The sequence below is a fragment of the Allobosea sp. GW821-FHT03A12 genome, assembly GCF_058986765.1.
The window spans coordinates 892,647-915,485 of sequence record NZ_JBYSVZ010000003.1 but is presented as its reverse complement, the minus strand read 5'-3'; the positions used below and the strand labels follow the sequence as shown (position 1 = coordinate 915,485).

Genomic DNA, 22,839 nt, shown 5'->3' with positions numbered 1-22,839 from the left:
TGAACCGTGCCGGCAGGCTACGCGGGCATTGCCTGTCGTCAATCGCCATCCTGCGCTTGACCGGGCTGCGCCCGGCGCGCTGTTGTGCCGGCCAACCGAATTTGCGCGTGAGTCCGCCATGTCCTTCGACGTCACCCTCGCCGATATCCAGGCCGCCGCCACCCGCATCGCCGGCAAGGTCCGGCGCACGCCAACCTTCATGAGCGCCGGTCTCTCCGCCAGGCTCGGCGTCGAGACCGTGGTCAAGGTCGAGAGCCTGCAGCTCGCCGGCTCGTTCAAGGTCCGCGGCTGCTACAACAAGCTGCTCGGCCTCACCGAAGCCGAAAGGGCGCGTGGCGTCGTCACCGTCTCAGGCGGCAACCACGCCATCGCCGTCTCGCTGGTCGCCAGCATGCTCGGCATCAGGGCGCTGGTGCTGATGCCGAAGAACGTCGCCCCGCTCAATATCCGCCTGACGCAGGAAGCGGGCGGCGAGGTCGAGCTCTGCGAGGATGCGCTCGCCGCCTTCTCCAAGGCCGAGGAGTACGAGGGCAAGGGCATGACCCATGTCCATTCCTATGACGACCCGGCGATCATCGCCGGCCACGGCACGGTCGGCCTCGAGCTCGCGGCCGATGCCGGCGGGCGGATCGACCATGTCTTCATCTCGATCGGCGGCGGCGGCTTCTCGGCCGGCGTCGGCGCGGCGCTGAAGGGCCTCGACCCGGCCGTGCGCATCCACGGCGTCGAGACCGAGGGCGCGACGACGATGACGCAGGCGCTCGAAGCCGGAAAGCCGGTGCCGATCCGTCCGACCTCGATCGCGCGCACGCTCGGCGCGCCCTTCGCGACCGAGCGGACCATGGCGGCGGCGCGCCAGTTCCTCGAGGAGATCGTGGTGGTGCCCGATGCCGAAGCCGTGCGCGAGCTGGTCTGGGTGCTGCAGAACGGCCGCGTCCTGCTCGAACCGGCAGCGTCCTGCACGGTCGCGGCCGCGATGGCGCGCAAGGATCAGTTCAAGCCGGGCGAGCGCATCGCGCTGGTGCTGTGCGGCTCGAACGTCGCGCTCGACGACATCGAGCGCTGGCGGCAGGAATTCGGGCTCTGAGACAAAGGAAAGGCGCGCCGGTCACCGGCGCGCCCTCGGATTCGTGCGCCACTCCTAGGGAATGACAGTGCCGCGTGCCCGTCCGCCAGCGACCCGGCAGGAGCAGCCTGCGCCGAGATCCGACGGGTTGATCAGCTGGCAGGTCCTGACCGGCGTCCGGCAGTAGTCGCCAACGCCCGACGACACCGGAGCGGCGTAATAGGGCCGGCGATAGTAGTAGGCCGGCTCGTCGTAATAGGGCGTGCCGTAGTAGTAGGGATAGGCCGCGGCCGTGCCGAGAATGGCCCCCGCCGCGAGGGCTCCGGCGCCCCACCCCCAGCCACCGCCATAATAGCCGCGCCGCCAATAGCCCGGGCGGCCATAATAGCCGCCACCGCCATACCAGCCACCCGGCCGGTAACCCCAGCCACCGCCGCCGCGGTAATAGCCGCCGCGATAGCCGTAGCCTCCGCCTGAAAGGCCGGCACGATAGCCACCGAAGCCGCCACCGGAGAGAGCCCGCCCTCCGCCACTGAGGCCGCCGATCGCGCGGGCACCGCCAGGGCCAACGCCGCCACTCAGGGCCTGGGCCGAGACATCATTGGCGGCAAAGGCGAGCAGGGGAACGAGCGAAACGGCGAGAACGATCAGGCGGCGCATGGCGGCCTCCCTCGACGACAAGGACGGTCAACCATTAACGCGCGCGCACTGCGGCTGTTCCGTGGCGCCAGCGCGGGGCAGCCGAGCCGCAACCTGCCTCAGAAATAGCGCGCCAGGTTCCGCCGAATCCGCTCCAGCGGCGGCACATCCGCCGCCGGCGGCTCGAAGGTCTTGCCCGTGATCGTCTCGAACGCCTTGATGTAGACCTGCGAGGTCTGCGCGATCAGCTCGTCCGGGATCGCGGGGATCGGCTCGTTATAGGGGTCACAGCGCGCCGCGACCCAGTTGCGCACGAAATCCTTGTCGAAGCTCTCCGGTTTCTCTCCCTTGGCGAAGCGCTCGGGATAGCTGCCGGCGAACCAGTAGCGGCTCGAATCGGGCGTGTGGATCTCGTCCGCCAGGATGATCCTGCCCTCGGCATCGGTACCGAACTCGTATTTGGTGTCGGCGAGGATCAAGCCGCGCTCGGCGGCGAGCTTCTGGCCCCGGGCGAAGAGCTTCAACGCATAGTCCGACAGCGTCTCCCACTGCGCCTTGGTCAGCAGGCCCTGCTCCAGGATCTCAGCCGGCGAGAGCGGCTCGTCATGGCCGCCGTCGAAGGCCTTGCTGGTCGGGGTGATGATCGCCTGCGGCAAGGCTTCGTTGTCGCGCAGGCCATCGGGGAAGCGGGCGCCATACATCTCACGCTGGCCCTGCTTGTACATGGTCAGGATCGAGGTGCCGGTGGTGCCGGCGAGATAACCGCGCACCACGATCTCCACCGGGAGGATATCGAGCCGCTTGCCGACCACGACATTCGGGTCGGGATAGTCGAGGACGTGATTGGGGCAGATGTCGGCGGCCTGCTCGAACCAGAAGCGCGCCGTCTGAGTCAGCACCTGGCCCTTGAACGGAATGCAGGCGATGGCGCGGTCGAAGGCGGAGAGGCGATCCGTCGCGATGATGATCCGGCGCCCATCCGGCAGGTCGTAATTCTCGCGGACCTTGCCGCGATAATGGTTCGGCAGCTCCGGGATGGTGACATCGCGGATCGTGTTCGCCTCGGACATGGCAGCACTCGTCAGCTCGGAATCGCCCGGAGCGACAGTCTCCGGCTGCGTGGCTCTTAACGTTTTCGCAGCGATATGGACAGCCGAGCGCGATGCATTCGCCAGCCTCCCACCCCTCATGCCGCAATCGGCTTGGACAGGACGCATGGCTCCGGGCTAGCGTGCGCGCCTGGCAACCCGTTTTCTGCCGACCTGCTTCCTGCAGGGCCGCGACCTGTCGAGGACACAATGGCCAAATCCGATCTCATCGCCGCGATCGAACCCGAGATCAGCGCGATCCGCCGCGACTTCCACCGCCATCCCGAGCTGCTCTTCGACGTGCAGCGCACCGCCGGCATTGTCGCCGACAAGCTGAAGGAGTGGGGCGTCGACGAGGTCGTCACCGGGATCGGGCGCACCGGCGTCGTCGGCGTGATCAAGGGCAAGGGCCAGGATTCCGGCAAGGTCATCGGCCTGCGCGCCGACATGGACGCGCTGCCGATCCATGAGGAGACCAATCTCGAGCATCGCTCGACCGTACCGGGCAAGATGCACGCCTGCGGCCATGACGGGCACACCGCCATGCTGCTCGGCGCCGCCAAATACCTGGCGCAGACTCGCGATTTCGACGGCACCGCGATCGTGATCTTCCAGCCGGCCGAGGAAGGTGGCGGCGGCGGCCGCGAGATGTGCAAGGACGGCCTGATGGAGCGCTTCGGCGTCCAGGAGGTCTATGGCCTGCACAACATGCCGGGGCTGCCGATCGGCCAATTCGCCATCCGCAAGGGGCCGATGATGGCCGCTGCCGACCGCTTCCTGATCAAGCTCGAAGGCCGCGGCGGCCATGCCGCCAAGCCGAACGAGACCATCGACCCGCTGGTCTCGGCCTGCCAGATCGTCACCTCGCTGCAGACTATCGCCTCGCGCAATGCCGACCCGCTCGATTCCGTCGTCGTCTCGGTGACGGCGCTGCAGGCCGGCGAAGCCTTCAACGTCATCCCGCAGCACGCGGTGATCAAGGGCACGGTGCGCTCGCTCTCACCGGAGATGCGCGACCTCGCCGAGAAGCGCTTCCGCGAGATCGTCACCGGCACCTGCCAGGCCTTCGGCCTGAAGTTCGAGATCGAGTACGAGCGCGGCTACCCGGTCACTTTCAACCATGCCGGCCAGACCGACTTCGTCACCAGCGCGACGAAGAGCGCCTTCGGCAAGGAGGCGATCGACACCACCGTACCGCCGACCATGGGCTCGGAGGATTTCTCCTTCATGCTGGAGGAGCGGCCGGGCGCCTATATCTTCATGGGCAATGGCGAGTCGGCCGGGCTGCACCACCCCGCCTATGAGTTCAACGACAAGGCGATTCCCGTGGGCATGACCTATTGGGCGAGCCTGGTCGAGATGGCGATGCCGCAGCGCGCAGCATGAGCGACATCGATTGCCTGGTGATCGGGGCCGGCGTCGTCGGCCTCGCGACGGCGCGCGCGCTTGCGCTCGCCGGCCGCGAGGTCGTGATCGCCGAAGCCGCCGAGGGGATCGGCACGCAGACCTCGGCCCGCAACAGCGAGGTCATCCATGCCGGCATCTACTATCCGCCGGGCTCGCTGAAGGCACGGGTCTGCGTCGAGGGGCGCCAGCGCCTCTACGCCTATCTGCGTGAGCGCGGCCTGCCGCACAAAGCCTGCGGCAAGCTGATCGTCGGCACCCATGCCGGCCAGCGCCCGGCGCTGGAAACGATCGCGGCGCGCGCCGAGGCTTCGGGTGTTAGCTCGGTGCGCTGGCTCGATGGCGCCGAAGCGAAGGCGCTCGAGCCGGAGGTGACCTGCGAGATTGCCCTGTTCTCGCCCGAGACCGGCACGGTCGACAGCCATGCGCTGATGCTGTCGCTGCTCGGCGAATGCGAGGCCGCCGGCGGCTCGCTGGCCCTGAACACGCCGATCCTGGCCTGGCGGCGCGAGGCGGACGGCTTCAGCGTCGATTTCGGCGGCGACGATCCCGCGACCTATACCGCGAACACCGTGGTCAACGCGGCCGGCCATAACGCGCCGCGCCTGCTCGGCAAGCTCGACGGCTTTCCGTCAGAGCTTGTGCCGAAGCAGTATTTCGCCAAGGGCAACTACTTCTCGCTGCTCGGCAAGCAGCCCTTCTCGCATCTGGTCTATCCGGTGCCGGAAGCGGCGGGCCTCGGCATCCACGCCACCATCGACATGGCCGGCCGGGTCAAGTTCGGGCCCGATGTCGAATGGGTCGATGACGACCAGGACCTCGTCGTCGATCCCGCCCGCGCCGAGAAGTTCTACGCGGCGATCCGGACCTATTGGCCCGGCCTGCCGGACGGCGCACTCGTCGCCGACTATGCCGGCATCCGGCCGAAGCTGCATGGGCCGACCGAGCCAATCGTGGATTTCCGCGTCGACGGGCCGGCGGTGCATGGCGTGCCGGGGCTGGTCAACCTGCTCGGCATCGAGAGCCCCGGGCTGACGAGCTCGCTGGCGATCGCCGATCTGGTGGTGGGGCGGCTGGCGGCCTGAGGCTCAACCGTGGTGAGGAAGCGCGGGATCCCCTCTCCCGGAAGGAGAGGGGTGGGGGTGAGGTGTTCGGAAAGACATCGTTAGCCCGAACCCCGCCGCGCGGTCAGGCCTCGCGGCGCTGGTCAAGCGGCCACACCTCACCCTGCCCTCTCCTTCCAGGAGAGGGTCCCGCGCCCTACCTCACACCGCCTCCGCCCCCAACTCCGCGCACCAATGCGCCAGCCGCGCCTTCATGACGCGCTCGCGGCCGGCCTCCAGCGCCTTCTCGTCGAGCCGCTCGATCTCCTCAAAGACGAAGACGTCCTCGCCATGGGCGTTCCAGGCCGCCTGCAGGCTGCGCTGGCGGTGGCTGCCATGGCGCAGCGTGAACCAGATGCGGTTCTGGATCGTCGAGAGATCCGGCGCCTGCCCGGCCCAGCGCTCTCCGGTCGCAAGGCAACGCACCAGATAGATGCCGGCCACGACCTTGCGATCCTTATAGGCCGCGACGGCGACCTTCCTGTCCTCGTGACGCATCGCGCCCTCCGTGATTGAGGTCGCCGCAAATATCATCCGGGCAATATTGACTCAAGTATTTTTATCCGGGTATTTAATGACATCACCGGGAACCGATCATGTCCGACGCCGACCGCCTTTCGACCGCCTTCGACGGCAACGCCATCCTAGCCCGCGGCCGCCTGGCCGAGGTCGCCCTCGCCGTGCAGCGACGCCTCAGCGAACGCCCAGAAGCGGCGCTGCTGACCTTCGACGATACGAGCGGACGGGTGATCGATCTCGACTTACGCGGCACGCCAGCCGAGATCGTGGCGCGGCTGGGCGACGAGCCACGCGGGCGCGGCCGGCCGAAGCTTGGCGTGGTCGCGCGCGAAGTGACCTTGCTGCCGCGGCATTGGGAATGGCTGTCGGCGCAGCCCGGCGGGGCCTCGCAGGCGCTGCGGCGCCTGATCGACGAAGCCAGGCGCGGCGATCGCGGCGAGACGCTGGGAAGGATCGCCCGCGAGGCCGCCTATCGCTTCATGAACGCGCTTGCCGGCAACCTGCCCGGTTTCGAGGAGGCGACACGCGCGCTCTTCGCCAATGACGAGATCGGCTTCTTCCGGCAGGCGGCGGGCTGGCCGGCCGACATCCGCACCTATGCACAGGAACTGGCCTGGAGCGCGGTGCGGGACGAGGATTGAGCGTCGGGCTCTAGTAGAGTCGTCATTGCGAGCGTAGCGAAGCAATCTAGGAGCGGCCGTGCTCTACGCCCCTGGATTGCTTCGTCGGCTGAAGCCTCCTCGCAATGACGGTCAGCGCAGTCCCGCGACCTTTTCGCGCGCTTCCCGCGACAGCTTCGTCACCTGTGCCCAGTCGCGGTTCTTGACCGCATCGGCCGGGACGAGCCAGGAGCCGCCGACGCAGATCACCTGCGGCAGGGCGAGGTAGTTGCCGAGATTGGCGAGCGAGACGCCGCCGGTCGGGCAGAACTGCATCTGCGGGAACGGACCGGAGAGCGCCTTGAGGCCGGCGACGCCGCCGGCCTGCTCGGCCGGGAAAAACTTGCAGGTCAGGCGGCCTGCCGAGACGGCGCGCATACAGTCGGAGGCGGTAGCGACGCCCGGCAGCCAGGGCAGGCCGGTCTTGCGCATGGCCCCGTCGACGCTTTCGGTGAAGCCGGGGCTGACCACGGCGAGCGCGCCGGCATTATGGACCTCGGCGGCCTGGGCCGGCGTCACCACCGTGCCGGCGACGGGCAGGATGCCGGGCACCTTCTTGGCGACGACTTCGAGCGCCGCCATCGCGGCCGGGCGGCGCAAGGTGATCTCGATCACGTCGATGCCGCCGGCGAGCAGCGCCTCCGCCAGCGGCACGGCGATCTCGGCCTCGTCGATGACGACGACAGGGACGACGCCGCAGGCCTTGAGGCGGGCAATTTCGGGAGCGATCGACATCGGCAGAGTTCCTTTCGCGGCCTCGCTTACGCCTTGGCCCAGTAGACGTCGAGCCCCTGCGGGCGCGAGAGCAGCAGACCGACCGGGAAGGCCGCCGGCAATTCGACCGCCGAGGCCAGAACCTCGTCCTTCTCCGGCCCCGAGATCAGCAAGGCGACATGGCCGGCGCCCTGCAACCGGGCCGGCGACAGCGAGAGTCGGGGCGGCAGATCGCGCGGCGTCGCGGCGAGCGCATGTACCGAGGCGGGCGTTGACAGCGCCGCCGTCTGACCGGGGAAAAGCGAGGCGATGTGCCCGTCCGCGCCCATGCCGCTGACGACGATGTCGAGCGCCGGCAGGCCCTTGAGCACGCGGTCAAGGCTGGCCGCGGCAGCGGCGAGATCGTCGCCGGCATTGTGGAACGAGACAAACGGGGTCCGCCCTTCCCGCAGCGGCGCGAAGGCCGCGCGGATCATGCGCTCGTTGGAAGCCTGGTCGTCTGGCGCGACAAAACGCTCGTCGGTCGGCATCAGCGTGATGCTCTCCCAGGGCAGCTCATGCGCCCCGAGGGCCGCGAGGAAGCGCGCCGGCGTGATACCGCCGGGCACGGCGATCAGCGCCCTGCCCTGCGCCGCGACGAGCGCACGCAGCCGGATGGCGACTGCCTCGGCCAGCGCCTCGGAAGCGTCGGCCAGCGTCTCGAACCGATGGCGGACCAGCGGGCCGGCCGCACTCACTCGCCGAACTCCGGATCGGCCCAGGAGCGGCCCTCGCGCTCGATCAGCCCGATCGCCTGCGACGGCCCCCAGGAGCCGGCGGCATAGCGATGGGGCTGGGGATAGTATTCCTGCCAGCCGGCGAGGATCGGATCGACCCAGGTCCAGGCCTGCTCGACCTCGTCGCGCCGCATGAACAGGGTCTGGTCGCCGCGGATCACGTCGGTGAGCAGGCGCTCATAGGCATCGGGGGTGCGCACGTCAAAGGCGGTCTCGTAGCGCAGGTCGAGCTGGCGCGGCACGACCTTGAGCTTGCCGGAACCGGGCACCTTCATCATCAGCTGCAATTGCACGCCGTCATTGGGCTGAAGCCGGATCACCAGGCGGTTGGCGTAAAGCTCTTCGCAGCCCGGGGCACGGCCGAAGATCGAATGCGGCACCGGCTTGAAGGTGACGGCGATCTCGGAATAGCGCTGCGCCATGCGCTTGCCGGTGCGCAGATAGATCGGCACGCCGGCCCAACGCCAGGTGTCGAGCTCGCAGCGGATCGCGACGAAGGTCTCGGTGCCGCTGCCATGGCCGAGCTCCTCGGAGTAGCCCTTGACCCGCTGCCCGTCGATCGCGCCCGGACCGTACTGGCCGCGCACGGTGTGACGCTGGACGTCAGGGCCGACGATCGGCCGCAGCGCCTTCAGCACCCTGACCTTCTCGTCGCGGACGGCGTCGGCCTCGAGCTGGTTCGGCGGCTCGATCGCGAACAGGCAAAGCAATTGCAGCACATGGTTCTGCACCATGTCGCGCAGATGGCCGGCCTTGTCGTAATAGCCGGCGCGGGATTCGAGCCCGACCGTCTCGGCCACGGTGATCTGGACATTGTCGATGTCGCGGCTCGACCAGGAACGCTCGAACAGCGTGTTGGCGAAGCGCAGCACCAGAAGGTTCTGCACGGTCTCCTTGCCGAGGTAATGATCGATCCGGTAGGTGCGGCTCTCCGGCAGGATGCGGGCGACGGCGTCGTTGATCTCGCGGGCCGAGGCGAGATCGCGCCCGAGCGGCTTTTCCAGGATGACGCGCGAGGTCGGCGTCAGGATGCCGGAATTCGCCAGGTTCTCGCAGATAGGGATGAACAGGTCCGGCGGCGTCGAGAGATAGAAGGAGCGTACGCGCTGGGAGTCGCCGAGCGCTTCCTTGAGTGCGCCATAGGTCTCGGGCTTGACCGCATCGAGCAGCACCATGGTCAGGCGGCGGCGGAAGGCGGCGATGCGCTCCTGCGACAGGCCGGCGGCGGCGAGCTTGCTGGCGATCTCGTTCGGGATGCCCTCGACATCCTCCTGCCTGCGGACGATGCCGATGATGCGGCTCTCTTCCGGCAGCACGCCTTCCTCGTTGCGCTGAGCCAGCGCCGGAAAGAGCTTTCGCAAGGCGAGGTCGCCGCCGGCGCCGAAGATCACCAGATCGAAAGGCGGGACCGGCGTGCGCTCCGGCGCAGCCTCCGGCTTCAGCAGGCGTTCAGCGATGGCGTCCATGGCGGCATACTCCTGATCGGCCGACACGCGGTCGGCGCGAAGTCTCGTCGATCGATCCGTTCCGGTCGATCGGAAAGCGCGCCAGTCGAACCGAATCCTGCGACGACAATGCGACCAAGCACGCAGCTTGCCAAACGGTTTAGGCGCGGGATGGCGCAGTGCGCCGTCATTCTCAGGCGGAGCAAAGCGCAGACCCGAGAATCCTATAACGATGGAGCGCCAGGCAGAGCCTCTTCCGGCCTGAAATGCTCGGGTCGAGCCCGAGCATGACGCCCTTTCTCAGCCCGCCCTTCGAAACCCCTCGCTCGCCGTCAGCAATTGCTGGGCATAGGCCGTCTGTGGAGCACGGGCGGAAAGCGTCGCCGCCGTCATCTCCTCGACGCCGCGGCCGAACTGCATGACCAGCAGGCGCTCGCACATGTGGCCGACCACGGCGAGATCGTGGCTGACCAGGATATAGGTCAGCTTGCGCTCATGGCGCAGCGCCTGCAGCAGGTTCAGCACCTCGGCCTGGATCGAGACGTCGAGCGCCGAGGTCGGCTCGTCGAGCAGCAGGATCGTCGGCTCCAGCACGAGAGCGCGGGCGATGGCGACGCGCTGGCGCTGGCCGCCGGAGAGCTGGTGCGGGTAGCGGAAGCGGAAGGAGGTCGGCAGGCCGACATCCTGCATGGCGCGGCTGATCTTCTCCTCGGCGTCGCGGATGCCGTGGATGGCGAGCGGCTCGGCCAAAGTGTCGTCGACGGTCTTCTTCGGGTGCAGCGAGCCGTAGGGGTCCTGGAAGACCATCTGGACGGCGCGGTAGAAGGCCTTGTCGCGGATCTTGGGCTGACGCTTGCCGAGGATGTCGACCTCGCCGTTCCAGTCGCGGTTGAGACCAGCCAAAACGCGCAGCACGGTCGACTTGCCGGAACCGGATTCACCGACGATGCCGTAGCTCTCGCCCGGCTCGACCGCGAAGGAGAGGTCCTTCACGACATGCGAGTCGCCGAAGGAGACGTTGAGTTTGTCGACGTTGATCGCTGAATTCGTGCTCATGCCAGCCATGCCGGGTCGCGGTTGAGGGTGGCGAGCTTCTCGCGCGGGTGGTCGAGATCGGGCAGGCAGCCGAGCAGGCCGCGCGTATAGGGATGCTGGGCCCGGTCGAGCTCGCCCGCCGGCAGCGTCTCCATCGCCTTGCCGCCATACATGACGATGACGCGGTCACAGAACGACTTCACCAGATGCAGGTCGTGGCTGATGAAGATCAGCCCCATGCCGCGGCTGGTGACGAGATCGTCGAGGATCTTCAGCACCTGCAGCTGCACCGTGACGTCGAGCGCCGAGGTCGGTTCGTCGGCGATCAGGATCTCCGGCTCGGCGATGAGCATCATCGCGATCATCACGCGCTGGCCCATGCCGCCCGAGACCTCGTGCGGGTAGAGATCGTAGACGCGGCCGGGCTCGCGGATCTGCACCGCTTCGAGCATCGAGAGGCTGCGTTCCTTGGCCTCGCGCGCACTCGCCTTGTGATGAACGCGATAGGCCTCGGCGATCTGGTCGCCGACGGTCTGGACCGGGTTCAGCGAGAACTTCGGGTCCTGCATCACCATCGAGATGTGGCGGCCGCGCAATTTGCGGCGGCTCGCCTTGTCCATCGTCGTCAGGTCCTTGCCCCGGAACTCCATCCGCTTGGCCGTGACCACGCCGGGATGCGGGATCAGGTCGAGGATGGCGCGGCCGGTCATAGACTTGCCGGAGCCGGACTCGCCGACGATGCCAAGCCTCTCGCGGCCAAGGCTGAACGAGAGGCCGCGCACCGCATTCACGATGCCGGTCGGGGTGTGGAAGTCGACGCGCAGGTCGTCGAGCGTCAGCAGAGCTTGATCAGACATGCCGCTCACCTCGCATCCAGCACGTCGCGCAGGCCGTCGCCGAGCAGGTTGAAGCCGAGCGCGACGATGCAGATGGCAAGGCCGGGGAAGGTCGCGACCCACCACTGGTCGAAGATTTGCTCGCGGCCGGTCGAGATCATCGCACCCCATTCCGGGATCGGCGGCTGGGCACCGAGGCCGAGAAAGCCGAGGCCGGCTGCGATGATAATGATGCCGGCCATGTCGTAGGTCGTGCGCACGATCAGCGAGGGCACGCACATCGGCACAACATGCTTCAGCACGATCCGCATCTGGCTGGCGCCCTGCAGGCGCATCGCCGAGATGTAGTCGGCATTGCGGATGATCATCGTCTCAGCGCGGGCGACGCGGGCGTAAGGCGGCCAGGCGGTGAAGGCGATGGCGATGACGGCATTCTCCAGGCCCGGCCCCAGCGCCGCGACGAAGGCGAGCGCCAGCACGAGGCGCGGGAAGGCGAGGAAGACGTCGGTGACGCGCATCAGCACGGTGTCGACCCAGCCGCCGAAATAGCCGGCGGCGCAGCCGATCAAGAGGCCGAGCGGCCCGACCGTGATGACCACGAGCATGACGATCACCAGCGTGACGCGGGTGCCGTAGACGACGCGGCTGAAGATGTCGCGGCCGAGCGCGTCGGTGCCGAACCAGTGCTTGGCGGAGGGCGCGAGCAGGCGTTGGTCGAGCGTCTGCGCCAGCGGGTCATGCGGCGCGATCAGCGGAGCGAAGGCTGCGAGCAGCAGCAGCGCCAGCACGATCACCAGGCCGACCACGGCGGCCGGGTTCTTCTTGAAGGCAAGCCATTGCCGGTAGAGCTGGCCGAGCTTGGCCTGCCGACGCGATTCCGGCGCGGTCGTGGTCAGCCAGGAATGCCAGGTGGCGGAGGTGGCGGTCTGATCGGTCATGGCCATCCTCCTCAGCGCGCCCGCGGATCGGCCAGCCGGCCAAGGATATCGGAGAACAGGTTGACCGCGATGAAGACGGCGCCGACCACCAGCGTGCCGCCGAGCACCGCGTTCATGTCGGCGTTGAGCAGCGCATTGGTGATGTAGCGGCCGAGCCCCGGCCAGGCGAAGATCGTCTCGGTCAGCACCGAGCCTTCGAGCAGATGCATGTAGGAGAGCGCGATCACGGTGACGAGCGGCACGAAGGCGTTGCCGAGGGCATGGCCACAGACGACGCGCCATTCCGAGAGGCCCTTCACCCGCGCCGCGACGACATATTGCTGCTGCAGCTCGGTGATCATGAAGCTGCGGGTCATGCGGCTGATATAGGCGACAGAGAGCAGGCCGAGCACGGAAGCCGGCAGGATCAGGTGCCAGAAGGCATCCACCACCGCCTCCCATTCGCCCTGCATGGCGGCATCGAGCATGACGAGGCCGGTCACCGGCGTGACGAAATCCTGGTAGGCGACCGAGAGGCGCCCCGGCCCTGCGACCCAGCCGAGCTTGGCATAGAACAGCAGCAGGCCCATCAGGCCGAGCCAGAACACCGGGATCGAATAGCCGATCAGGCCGATGACGCGGGCGATCTGATCGATCCAGCGGCCCTGATTGACGGCAGCGAGGATGCCGAGCGGGATGCCGAGCGCCATGCCGATCAAGGTGCCGAGCGTTGCCAGCTCCAGCGTCGCCGGGAACACCGTCTTGATGTCGTCGGTAACCTTTTGCGCCGTCAGCACGGAGGTGCCGAGATCGCCGGTGAAGACCTTGCCGATATAGGTGGCAAATTGCTGCCAGTACGGCTTGTCGAGCCCGAGCGCGAGGCGGGCCTTGTCATAGACATCGGCAGGCGCGCGATCGCCGACCACCGCGAGCACCGGGTCGATCGGCATGACGCGCGCGATCAGGAAGGTGACCAGCAGCAGGCCGAAAATGGTGATCGCGACCGTGGTCAATTCGCGGCCGAGGATCTTGGCCCAGCGGGCCACGCGGCTCTTGGCGCGTGGTGGGGCGGGTGGCGTCGGTGCGCTGATGGCGACCATCGTCGGCTCCGTCCTTCTTGTTCTTGGAGGGCTTCGGCCGGATTAAGCCGGGGCCAATGGCAAGAACCCGCCGCAGCCTGATGACGGGCTACGGCGGGTTCCGCTGGCGGGTGCCTCAGTTCTTGGTGATCGGGGCGTAGAAATTGGTGTCGGAGCTCGGTCCGATCACCCAGTTGCCGACGCCCTTGCGCTGTGCCGAGACTTCGATCTGCTGGAACATGATGACGAAGGGCGAGACCTTCTGGTGGTCGCGCTGGAGCTCGCCATAGACGGCGGCGCGCTTGGTCGCGTCGGTCTCCAGCACGTTGGCCTGGGTGATCTTGGTCATGTCCGGGATGTCCCAGGCATTGCGCCAGGCCAGCGTCTTCGACTTTGCGTCTTCGCCATTGTCTTCGTTGATGGCGAAGGTCTCGGCATTGGTGTGCGGGTCGAGATAGTCCGGGCCCCACTGGCCGATATAGATGTCGTGGGTGCGGGCGCGGTACTTGGTCAGCGTCTGCTTGCCGTCGCCGGGGATGATCTCGAGCTTGATGCCGGCCTGGCCCCAGGTCGACTGGATCGCCTGGGCGATATCGGTGATCGGATTGACCGAGCGGGTGTCGATGGTGACGGTGAAGCCGTTCGGCAGGCCGGCCTTGGCGAGCAGCTCCTTGGCCTTGGCGATGTCGAGCTTGTAGGGCTTGTCGTCGATGGCGCCGAGGAAGCCCTTGGGCAGGAAGGCCTCGTGGCCCTTATAGGTGCCTTCGACGATGTTCTTCTCGATCGCGTCGTAGTCGACCAGCCATTTCAGCGCTTCGCGGACCTCGGGCTTGGCGAGGTTCGGGTTCTTCTGGTTCAGGCCGAGATAGAGGATGTAACCCTTGTCGCCCTGGATGATGTTGACGTTGGCATTGCTCTTGACCGCGGCAAGCTGGTCCTTGGAGAGGTTGCGGGCGATGTCGATGTCGCCCTTCTCCAGCAGCAGGCGCTGCGAGGCCGGCTCCGCGACATGGCGGACGATGATGCGCTTGGTCTTCGGCGCGCCCTTGTACCAGCCCTCATTGGCGTCGAGTGCATATTGCTCGTTCGGGCGATAGGCGCGGACCTTGTAGGCGCCGGAGCCTGCCGAGGCGAGCTTCAGCCAGCCATTGCCCCAGTCGCCATCCTTCTCATTGGCCTTGACCAGCTTGGAATCGACGATCGAGGCGACACCCGAGGTCAGGCAGTTCAAGAAGAAGCTCGGCGCGAACGGCTTGGAGACGGTGATGACGAGGGTGTTGTCGTCGGCCGCCTTGACCTTGTCGAGCACGGTGTCCTTGTTCAGGCCGAACTGGGTGAGGATGAAGCCCGGCGACTTGTTCAGCGTGACCGCGCGCTGGAAGGAATAGACCACGTCAGCGGCGGTGAGCGGACTGCCGGAGTGGAACTTGACACCCGGCCGGAGCTTGAAGGTGTAGGTCAGGTTGTCGGGGCTGACGGTCCAGCTCTCGGCGAGCTCGCCGACCAGCGCATTGTTGTTCTTGAGATCGACGCCGATCAGCTTGTCATAGAGATTGGTGACGACCTCGACGCCGGAGAACTCGAAGGCCTCGGCCGGATCGAGCGTGATGATGTCGTCGATCTGCTTGGCCATGACGATGGTGTCTTTGGGCGTCTGGGCCAGGGCGGCGCTCGCCATCAGCGCGGCAAAGGCCGAAGCCGCCATCAGTTTCGCTACATGACGCATGGAAATCCCCATTGTGTGGTCTGCGGGCACTCCCGGGCGCCCGTTGGCGCGCACTCTGTGGCCAGATCATGGCCGATGTCCAGCCGGGGCGGAGCGGAGTTCGAGGAATGGCGCACAGCATGCACGCTTGTTGCGCAACGGCCTGAATTGGCGGCGCATTCCTGCGCAGGAACGGGCTTGCCCCGCTGGTCCCTGCCGCTATCGTAACGGTAGCGGCCAGCCCGGCCCGTGGCAAAAACAGGGTCCCCGCTCTTGGCCATCATCGCCGCACTGCACCACCTCACCCATTACCGCTACGACCGCCCGGTCACGCTCGGCCCGCAGATCATCCGGCTGCGCCCGGCGCCGCATTCCCGCTCGGCGGTGAAGAGCTATTCGCTCAAGGTCTCGCCGGCAGAGCATTTCGTGAACTGGCAGCAGGATCCGAACGGCAACTGGCTGGCGCGCTATGTCTTTCCGGAGCCGGTGACCGAGTTCCGCATCGAGGTCGATCTCGTCACCGAGCTTTCGATCATCAACCCGTTCGACTTCTTCGTCGCCGCCGAGGCCGAGGAATTCCCCTTCGCCTATCCCGAGGAACTGCGCGACGAGCTCGCGCCCTATCTGGTCAAGGAGGAGGCCGGGCCGCTGCTCGCCGGGCTGCTGGCGACCATCCCGCGCGAGAAGACCAATACGGTCAATTTCATCGTCGATCTCAACGCCCGCCTGCAGCAGATGATCGCCTATGGCATCCGTATGGAGCCGGGCGTGCAGGAGCCCGAGCAGACGCTGGCGATCCAATCCGGTTCCTGCCGCGACAGCTCCTGGCTGCTCGTCCAGATCCTGCGCCATCTCGGCCTCGCCGCCCGCTTCGTCTCCGGCTACCTGATCCAGATGAAAGCGGACATCGATCCGCTCGAAGGCCCGCGCGGCACCGACAAGGACTTCACCGACCTGCACGCCTGGGCCGAGGTCTATATCCCCGGCGCCGGCTGGATCGGGCTCGACCCGACCTCCGGCCTGCTCACCGGCGAGGGCCATCTGCCGCTGGCGGCGACGCCGCATTACCGCTCGGCCGCGCCGGTCAGCGGTCTGGCGAGCTATGCCGAGACACAGTTCACCTTCGACATGAGCGTGACGCGCGTCCATGAGGTGCCGCGCATCACCCTGCCCTTCTCGGACGACTCCTGGACCGAGCTCGACGCGCTCGGCGAGAAGGTCGAGGCCGATCTCCAGGCACAGGATGTCCGGCTGACCATGGGCGGCGAGCCGACCTTCGTCTCGATCGACGACCAGACCGGCGAGGAATGGAACACCGCCGCAGTCGGGCCAACCAAGCGCGAGCGCGCCGACGTGCTGATCCGGCGGCTGCGCGAGCGTTTCGCCCCGGGCGGGATGCTGCATTACGGCCAGGGCAAATGGTATCCGGGCGAGAGCCTGCCGCGCTGGGCCTTCGCGCTCTACTGGCGGCAGGACGGCGAGCCGATCTGGCGCAATGCAGCGCTGATCGCGCGCGAGCCGGGCGCCAGGACGGGCGGCGACCGCGAGCACGAGGTTGTACCGACCTCGGCCGCGGTCGAGACGCTCGCCGCGGGTCTCTCCGAGCGGCTCGGCCTCGGTGCCGACTATGTACTGCCCGCCTATGAGGACACCGGGCACTGGCTGGTGAAAGAAGGTCAGCTCCCGGAGAATGTCGACCCGCTCGACCCGAAGCTGTCCGATCCGGAGGAGCGCGCCCGCATGGTGCGCGTCTTCGAGCGCGGGCTCGGCAAGCCGAGCGGCTACGTCATCCCGGTGCAGCGCTGGCAGGCGGCGGCGAACGACCGGCGCTGGCGCTCGGAGAAATGGAAGCTCCGGCGCGGCAAGCTCTTCCTGGTGCCGGGCGATTCACCGGTCGGCTTCCGGCTGCCGCTCGGATCGCTGCCGCATGTCCCGGCGAAATCCTATCCGCATATCCACCCGCAGGACCCGCTGGAGCCGCGTGGACCGCTGCCGCCTGCCACGGCCAGTTCACCCGGCGCACCCCGCGCCGCCGATCCCCCGCCAGGCTTCGACGGCCCAGTCCAGATGGCGCGGCCGGCCGGGAGCAGCGAGCAGCACCCCCCGCGTCAGGACATCGTCGAGCAGGAGCTCGGCGCCGAAGCGGTGCGGACCGCGCTCAGCATCGAGGTGCGCGACGGCGTGCTCTGCGTCTTCCTGCCGCCGGTCGAGCGGCTGGAGGATTATCTCGACCTGATCGCCAGCATCGAGGCGACGGCGGAAGAGACCGGCCAGCCCGTCCATATCGAGGGCTATGCGCCGCCGCATGACCCGCGCCTCAGCGTCATCAAGGTCACGCCCGACCCCGGCGTGATCGAGGTCAACATCCATCCGGCGAAGAGCTGGGCGGAAGCGGTTTCGATCACCCGTGGCGTCTATGAAGAAGCCAGGCAATCGCGGCTCTGCGCCGAGAAATTCATGGTCGACGGCCGCCACACCGGCACCGGCGGCGGCAACCATGTCGTGCTCGGCGGCGTGACGCCGGCCGACAGCCCGTTTCTGCGCCGGCCGGACCTGCTCAAGAGCATCGTGCTCTACTGGCAGCGCCACCCGTCCCTTTCCTATCTGTTCTCCGGCCTGTTCATCGGCCCGACCAGCCAGGCACCGCGCATCGACGAGGCCCGGCATGACCAGCTCTACGAGCTCGAGATCGCGCTGGCGCAGACGCCCGGTCCGCATGATCCGGCGATTCCGCTCTGGCTGGTCGACCGGCTCTACCGCAACCTCCTGATCGACGTCTCCGGCAACACCCACCGTACAGAGATCTGCATCGACAAGCTCTATTCGCCGGATGGGCCGACCGGCCGGCTCGGGCTGATCGAGTTCCGCTCCTTCGAGATGCCGCCGGATGCGCGGATGTCGCTGGCGCAGCAGCTGCTGATCCGGGCGCTGATCGCCTGGTTCTGGCGCGAGCCGCAGGCCGGCAAGCTCGTGCGCTGGGGCACCAGCCTGCATGACCGCTTCATGCTGCCCGAGATCGTCTGGCAGGATTTCCGCGACGTGCTCGCCGATCTGGAGCGGGCCGGCTACCGCTTCGATCCGGCCTGGTTCGCGGCGCAGCACGAATTCCGCTTCCCCTTCTTCGGCAGGGTCAACCAGGGCGGCGTCGAGCTGGAATTGCGACAGGCGCTGGAGCCCTGGCACGTCATGGGCGAGGAAGGCGCGATCGGCGGCACGGTGCGCTATGTCGATTCCTCGGTCGAGCGCCTGCAGGTCAAGGCGAGCGGGTTGACGCCGGGCCGGCACATCATCACCTGCAATGGCCGGGCGCTGCCGATGACCGAGATCGCCGCCGGAACCAGCATCGCCGGGCTGCGCTTCAAGGCCTGGCAGCCGGCCTCGGGCCTGCATCCGACGATTCCGGTGCATGCGCCGCTGACCTTCGACATCGTCGACACATGGGCCGGCCGCTCGCTCAGCGGTTGCGTCTACCATGTCGCCCATCCCGGCGGTCGCAATTACGAGACACCGCCTGTGAATTCCTACGAGGCGGAGGCGCGGAGGCTGGCCCGCTTCGAGGCGATCGGCCATAGTCCCGGGGCGCTGGCGATTCCCGCAGAAGAGCGTAGTCCGGAGTTCCCGATGACCCTCGACCTGCGCCGCCCGCTGGGGGTTTGAGGTCAAGGATGGCTCTGCAGCGCCGATCGAGTTCGACGCGGACGCGCAATGAGCGCCGCAACGCCCTGCTCGCAGGCTATCGGCCGCTGCCCGGCGCCTATGACGAGCTGATGGCGCCGGATGGCTCGATCCGGCCGCATTGGGAGCCGTTCCTGGCGGAATGGTCGGCACTCTCGGCCGACGAATTGCAGCGCCGCTTCGGCCTCGCCGACCGGCATGTCCGTGACACCGGCGTCTCCTACCGCGTCCATGGCGATCTCGACGAGAGCGACCCGCTCGCCGGCGAGCGCTCCTGGCCGCTGAACCATGCCCCGCTCGTGCTCACCGGCAAGGAATGGCAGGCGATCGCCGCCGGCGTCGCCCAGCGCGCGCAACTGCTCGACGCGGTGCTCGGCGACATCTACGGGCCCGGCAAGCTGATCGCCGAGGGCGCATTGCCGGCGGCCGCCATCACCGGCAGCCCCGACTATCTCAGGCCGGTACAGGGCACGGCCGGCGCCGGCCAGCTCCAGATCTACGCCGCCGATCTCGGCCGCGGACCGGACGGGCGCTGGTGGGTGCTGAACGACCGCACCCAGGCGCCGTCCGGCGCGGGCTATGCGCTGGAGAACCGGCTCGCTCTCGGCCGCGCTTTCCCGGATCTGTTCCGGACGATGAATGTCGAGCGGCTCGCCGGCTTCTTCCAGGGCTTCCGCGCCGGCCTCGTCTCACGCGCCCGGCGGGTCGAGCCGCGCATCTGCCTGCTGACGCCGGGCCAGATGCACGAGAGCTATTTCGAGCAGGCCTATCTCGCCCGCTATCTCGGCTTCCTTCTGGTCGAGGGCGGTGATCTCGTGATGCGCGACGGACTGGTGCATGTGCGCACCATCGCCGGCTTCAAGCGTGCCGACATCATCTGGCGGCGCATCGACGGCGATTTCGCCGACCCGCTCGAGCTCAACGCCGCCTCGGCACTGGGCGTGCCCGGCCTGGTCGAGGCGGTGCGGGCCGAGAACGTTGTCGTCGCCAACGGGCTCGGCTCCGGCGTGGTCGAGGCGCGGGCGCTGATGGGCTTCATGCCGCGGCTGGCACGGGATGTTCTGGGCGAGGATTTGATCCTGCCGAACATCGCGACCTGGTGGTGCGGCCAGCCGCGCGAGCGCGGCATCGTGCTCGACCGGCTCGACGAGATGAGCGTCTCCGCCGCGTTCCGCGCGCCCGGCGACGGGCTCGACGGCGGCACCGTGCTGGTCGCCGATCTCGGCAAGCCCGAGCGCGAGGCTTTGCGCGCCCGCATCGCCGAGCGCGGGCTCGACTATGTCGGCCAGGAGGTGGTCAGCCTCTCGACCATGCCGGTGATGCAGGGTGGGCGGCTGGAGCCGCGGCCGATGACGCTGCGCGTCTTCGCGGCGGCGACGCCCGATGGCTGGCAGGTGATGCCCGGCGGCTTCTGCCGCATCTCCGAGGAATGCGATGCGCGCGCCGTGACGATGCGCTCGGGCGTGCGTTCCAGCGACGTCTGGATCACGTCCGACCAGCCGGTCGAGCAGGTGACGCTGCTGCCGAGCCCGGACCGGATCGCGATCCGCCGCATCGTCGGCATCCTGCCGAGCCGCGCCGCCGACAACCTGTTCTGGCTCGGGCGCTATCTGGAGCGCAGCGAGGCGACGCTCAGGCTGGTGCGCGCTTTGCTCGGGCGCCTGATCAATGCCGACGACCAGGCGCCGGGCCATGCCGAGACCATCAAGCGGCTCGCCAACCTGCTCGTCGCCTGGGGCGCGGCGCCCACGGCGACCAAGGCACGCTCCGTCGCAGCGCAGGCGCGCTCTGCCCTGCACGATCTCGACCAGTACGGTTCGGCCGCAGCCTCCGTGCGCGAAGCCAGGCGTACCGCCTCGGTCATCCGCGAGCGGCTTTCGGTCGATGCCTGGCGCCTATTCGGCGACCTGCAGCGTCAGCTCGCCGATCCCGGCAAGCCGACCAGCGAGGGCGAGGCCTTCGAGATCGCCGACACCGGATTGAAGTCGCTCGCCGCCTTCTCGGGCCTGTCGCAGGAGAACATGGTGCGCGGCGCCGGCTGGCGCTTCCTCGACATCGGCCGGCGGGTCGAGCGCGGCGTCACCACCTGCCGCTTCGCCCGCCATTTCGTCGAGAACGACGCGCCGGGCAACAGCCTCGATGCGCTGCTCGACCTGACGGACTCGCAGATCACCTATCGCTCGCGCTACATGCTCGGCGCGGCTCTGCAGCCGGTTCTCGATCTCGTCATGCTCGACCCCTATAACCCGCGCTCCGTGGCTTTCCAGATCGAGCAGCTCGATGCCGAGATCGCAGCACTGCCGAGCCTCAACGACGACGGCATGCTGGAGGAGCCGCGCCGGCTCGCGCTCAAGCTCGCCGCCGAATGCCGCACCGCGGAAGCCAGCCGCCTCGACCGCACCGGCATCCTCTATTTCGAGCAATTGCTGATGGGTCTCTCCAACGCGGTGGCCGAGCGCTATTTCCTGCAGAACGCCAAACCGGAACGGTCGCGGATGACGCGTCTGGCGTAAGGAACACCGTGTGATCTACGATATTCGCCATCTCACGGCTTACAGCTATAGCCGGCCGGTGCCGTTCGCCCGCTGCATCCTGCGCGTGCTGCCGCGCGACGGGGTCGGCCAGCGCGTCCTGACCAGCCAGCTTGCGGTGACGCCGCGCGGCGCCGAACGGCGCGACGGGATCTGCTTCTTCGGCAATCGCACGACGACGCTGACAATCGCCAAGCCGCACCGCGAACTCAGGATCGAGATGACCTCGCGGGTCGAGGTGGCGCGAGCGGCAGCGCCCTTCCCGGCCCTGACGCGCGGCTGGGAGGAGGTCGCCGAGCTCGCGCTGCAGGCGCAGAGCCTCGCAGCGGACTCCCCGGCCCAGTATCTCTATCCCAGCCGCCTCGCACCGACTGTCTCGGAGATCACCGGATACGCCCGCAGGAGCTTTGCGACAAAGCGGCCGGTGTTCGAGGCGGCGAGCGAGCTCATGGCACGCATCCGCAAGGAGTTCGTCTACGACCCCGAGGCGACCGAGGTCTCGACGCCCATCCGCGAGGCTTTCGCCGCGCGCCACGGCGTCTGCCAGGACTTCGCCCACATCATGATCGCGGGCTTGAGGGGCCTTGGCCTGCCGGCCGCCTATGTCAGCGGTTATCTGCGCACCATCCCGCCGGCGGGGCAGCCACGGCTCGAAGGCGCCGATGCGACCCATGCCTGGATCATGCTCTGGTGCGGGCCGGAGACCGGCTGGATCGGGCTAGACCCGACCAACGACCTCGTCGTCGCCGACGATCATATCGTCACCGCGACAGGGCGCGACTATGCCGACGTCTCGCCGCTCGACGGCGTGCTGGTCGGGCCCGGCAACCAGAAGCTCGACGTCAAGGTCGACGTCATCCCGGTAGTCTCATGACCAGACCAGCCATAAGCGGCATCCTGTTCGACAAGGACGGCACGCTGATCGACTATCAGGCGAGCTGGGCGCCGACCAATCTCGGCGCCGGCCGGCTCGCAGCCCGGGGCGACGCCGAGCTGGCGGCGCGGCTGCTGACGGTCGCCGGCGTCGATCCCGCGACCGGCTATGCCACCTCCGACGGGCTGCTCGCCTCGGGCAATACCGAGGATGTGGCGCAGGCCTGGGTGGAGGCCGGCGCTCCGTTCGTCATGGCGGAGCTGACCGAGCGGCTCGATACGCTCTTTCGGTCGGCAGTCGTCGCAGCCGTGCCGGTCTGCGATCTTTCCGCCCTGTTCGCGAGCCTGAACGGCCGCGGGCTCGCCCTCGGCATCGCCTCCAGCGACAGCGAAGCAGCCGTGGCCGCCACCGCCGAGCGCTTCGGCCTCGAACCGCATCTGGCTTTCCAGTGCGGCTATGATTCCGGCCATGGCGCCAAGCCGGGACGCGGCATGGTCGACGGCTTCTGTGCTGCGACCGGCCTGCCGACGGATGCGGTCGCCGTCGTCGGCGATTCCAGCCACGACATGCACATGGCTGCTGCGGCCGGGGCAGGCCTGCGGGTCGCAGTCCTGACCGGGGCCGGCAGCGCCGAGACGCTGCGCCCGCTCAGCCATCTGCTGCTGCCGAGCATCGCCGGGCTGGAGCAGGCGCTGTTCGATTGAACCGATACCCAAGCTGATAAGAAAAGGGCCGCGCTTGCGGCGCGGCCCGATACTCCCGGATGACGTCCCA

The 22,839-nt window shown here is 68.0% G+C and carries 19 protein-coding genes; 8 read left to right on the top strand and 11 right to left on the bottom strand.

The annotated features are described in order from the left end of the window. Positions 1 to 118 precede the first annotated feature (118 nt). A complete protein-coding gene (locus AC3WLC_RS11845; RefSeq protein ID WP_493684120.1) occupies positions 119 to 1,087 on the top strand; it encodes a threonine ammonia-lyase in 969 nt (322 codons plus the stop codon). 54 nt (positions 1,088 to 1,141) lie between these two features. On the opposite strand, the gene AC3WLC_RS11840 is transcribed toward AC3WLC_RS11845, so the two are convergent. Both AC3WLC_RS11840 and AC3WLC_RS11835 read right to left on the bottom strand, forming a co-directional pair. Then, positions 1,142 to 1,726, bottom strand: coding sequence for a hypothetical protein (locus AC3WLC_RS11840; protein WP_493684119.1), 585 nt, complete (start codon positions 1,724 to 1,726; stop codon positions 1,142 to 1,144). Between the two features lie 98 nt (positions 1,727 to 1,824). Continuing rightward, positions 1,825 to 2,775 (bottom strand): phosphoribosylaminoimidazolesuccinocarboxamide synthase, encoded by a 951-nt coding sequence (locus AC3WLC_RS11835; RefSeq protein WP_493684118.1) that lies wholly within the window; start codon positions 2,773 to 2,775, stop codon positions 1,825 to 1,827. A 228-nt stretch (positions 2,776 to 3,003) separates the two neighbouring features. Between AC3WLC_RS11835 and AC3WLC_RS11830 the strand changes: the two genes are divergently transcribed. Then, positions 3,004 to 4,179 (top strand): M20 aminoacylase family protein, encoded by a 1,176-nt coding sequence (locus AC3WLC_RS11830; protein WP_493684117.1) that lies wholly within the window; start codon positions 3,004 to 3,006, stop codon positions 4,177 to 4,179. Next, complete coding sequence (locus AC3WLC_RS11825; RefSeq protein ID WP_493684116.1) at positions 4,176 to 5,282, top strand: NAD(P)/FAD-dependent oxidoreductase; 1,107 nt, start codon at positions 4,176 to 4,178, stop codon at positions 5,280 to 5,282. The genes AC3WLC_RS11830 and AC3WLC_RS11825 overlap by 4 nt, the downstream gene beginning before the upstream one ends. A gap of 180 nt (positions 5,283 to 5,462) precedes the next feature. Here AC3WLC_RS11825 and AC3WLC_RS11820 read toward each other — a convergent pair whose 3' ends face one another. Beyond that, positions 5,463 to 5,798, bottom strand: coding sequence for a GIY-YIG nuclease family protein (locus tag AC3WLC_RS11820; protein WP_493684115.1), 336 nt, complete (start codon positions 5,796 to 5,798; stop codon positions 5,463 to 5,465). A 98-nt stretch (positions 5,799 to 5,896) separates the two neighbouring features. Between AC3WLC_RS11820 and AC3WLC_RS11815 the strand changes: the two genes are divergently transcribed. After that, entirely contained in the window at positions 5,897 to 6,460 is a 564-nt protein-coding gene (locus AC3WLC_RS11815; RefSeq protein ID WP_493684114.1) for a DUF2239 family protein, read from the top strand. Between the two features lie 111 nt (positions 6,461 to 6,571). Here the strand turns inward: AC3WLC_RS11815 and eda are convergent, their stop codons facing one another. The 8 genes from eda to AC3WLC_RS11775 all read right to left on the bottom strand — a co-directional run bounded on the left by eda (position 6,572) and on the right by AC3WLC_RS11775 (position 15,018). Beyond that, entirely contained in the window at positions 6,572 to 7,213 is a 642-nt protein-coding gene (eda, locus tag AC3WLC_RS11810) for a bifunctional 4-hydroxy-2-oxoglutarate aldolase/2-dehydro-3-deoxy-phosphogluconate aldolase (protein WP_493684113.1), read from the bottom strand. A 26-nt stretch (positions 7,214 to 7,239) separates the two neighbouring features. Continuing rightward, positions 7,240 to 7,929 carry a 6-phosphogluconolactonase gene (pgl, locus tag AC3WLC_RS11805; protein WP_493684112.1) on the bottom strand — a complete coding sequence of 230 codons (690 nt, stop codon included), beginning with the start codon at positions 7,927 to 7,929 and terminating at the stop codon, positions 7,240 to 7,242. Then, positions 7,926 to 9,434, bottom strand: a complete 1,509-nt coding sequence (gene zwf, locus AC3WLC_RS11800; RefSeq protein ID WP_493684111.1) for a glucose-6-phosphate dehydrogenase — start codon at positions 9,432 to 9,434, stop codon at positions 7,926 to 7,928. Before zwf ends, pgl begins: the two co-directional genes overlap by 4 nt. A gap of 279 nt (positions 9,435 to 9,713) precedes the next feature. Then, positions 9,714 to 10,469, bottom strand: coding sequence for an ABC transporter ATP-binding protein (locus tag AC3WLC_RS11795; protein ID WP_493684110.1), 756 nt, complete (start codon positions 10,467 to 10,469; stop codon positions 9,714 to 9,716). After that, entirely contained in the window at positions 10,466 to 11,305 is an 840-nt protein-coding gene (locus AC3WLC_RS11790; RefSeq protein ID WP_493684109.1) for an ABC transporter ATP-binding protein, read from the bottom strand. The genes AC3WLC_RS11795 and AC3WLC_RS11790 overlap by 4 nt, the downstream gene beginning before the upstream one ends. A gap of 5 nt (positions 11,306 to 11,310) precedes the next feature. Beyond that, positions 11,311 to 12,222: a nickel transporter permease gene (gene nikC / locus AC3WLC_RS11785; RefSeq protein ID WP_493684108.1), complete on the bottom strand. Its 912-nt coding sequence runs from the start codon at positions 12,220 to 12,222 to the stop codon at positions 11,311 to 11,313. Positions 12,223 to 12,233: 11 nt separating this feature from the next. Next, the gene (locus tag AC3WLC_RS11780; protein WP_493684107.1) at positions 12,234 to 13,301 is read right to left on the bottom strand and encodes an ABC transporter permease; all 1,068 of its coding nucleotides are present in this window, start codon (positions 13,299 to 13,301) and stop codon (positions 12,234 to 12,236) included. A gap of 115 nt (positions 13,302 to 13,416) precedes the next feature. Next, positions 13,417 to 15,018, bottom strand: coding sequence for an ABC transporter substrate-binding protein (locus AC3WLC_RS11775; protein ID WP_493684106.1), 1,602 nt, complete (start codon positions 15,016 to 15,018; stop codon positions 13,417 to 13,419). Positions 15,019 to 15,258: 240 nt separating this feature from the next. On the opposite strand from AC3WLC_RS11775, the gene AC3WLC_RS11770 reads away from it, so the two are divergent. The 4 genes from AC3WLC_RS11770 to AC3WLC_RS11755 are packed head-to-tail and all read left to right on the top strand — an operon-like array spanning position 15,259 to position 22,769. Next, positions 15,259 to 18,642 carry a transglutaminase family protein gene (locus AC3WLC_RS11770; RefSeq protein WP_493684105.1) on the top strand — a complete coding sequence of 1,128 codons (3,384 nt, stop codon included), beginning with the start codon at positions 15,259 to 15,261 and terminating at the stop codon, positions 18,640 to 18,642. Between the two features lie 8 nt (positions 18,643 to 18,650). Further along, a complete protein-coding gene (locus AC3WLC_RS11765) occupies positions 18,651 to 21,173 on the top strand; it encodes a circularly permuted type 2 ATP-grasp protein (protein WP_493684104.1) in 2,523 nt (840 codons plus the stop codon). A gap of 10 nt (positions 21,174 to 21,183) precedes the next feature. Continuing rightward, positions 21,184 to 22,065 carry a transglutaminase family protein gene (locus AC3WLC_RS11760; RefSeq protein ID WP_493684103.1) on the top strand — a complete coding sequence of 294 codons (882 nt, stop codon included), beginning with the start codon at positions 21,184 to 21,186 and terminating at the stop codon, positions 22,063 to 22,065. Further along, complete coding sequence (locus AC3WLC_RS11755; protein WP_493684102.1) at positions 22,062 to 22,769, top strand: HAD family hydrolase; 708 nt, start codon at positions 22,062 to 22,064, stop codon at positions 22,767 to 22,769. The genes AC3WLC_RS11760 and AC3WLC_RS11755 overlap by 4 nt, the downstream gene beginning before the upstream one ends. Positions 22,770 to 22,839: the final 70 nt, after the last annotated feature.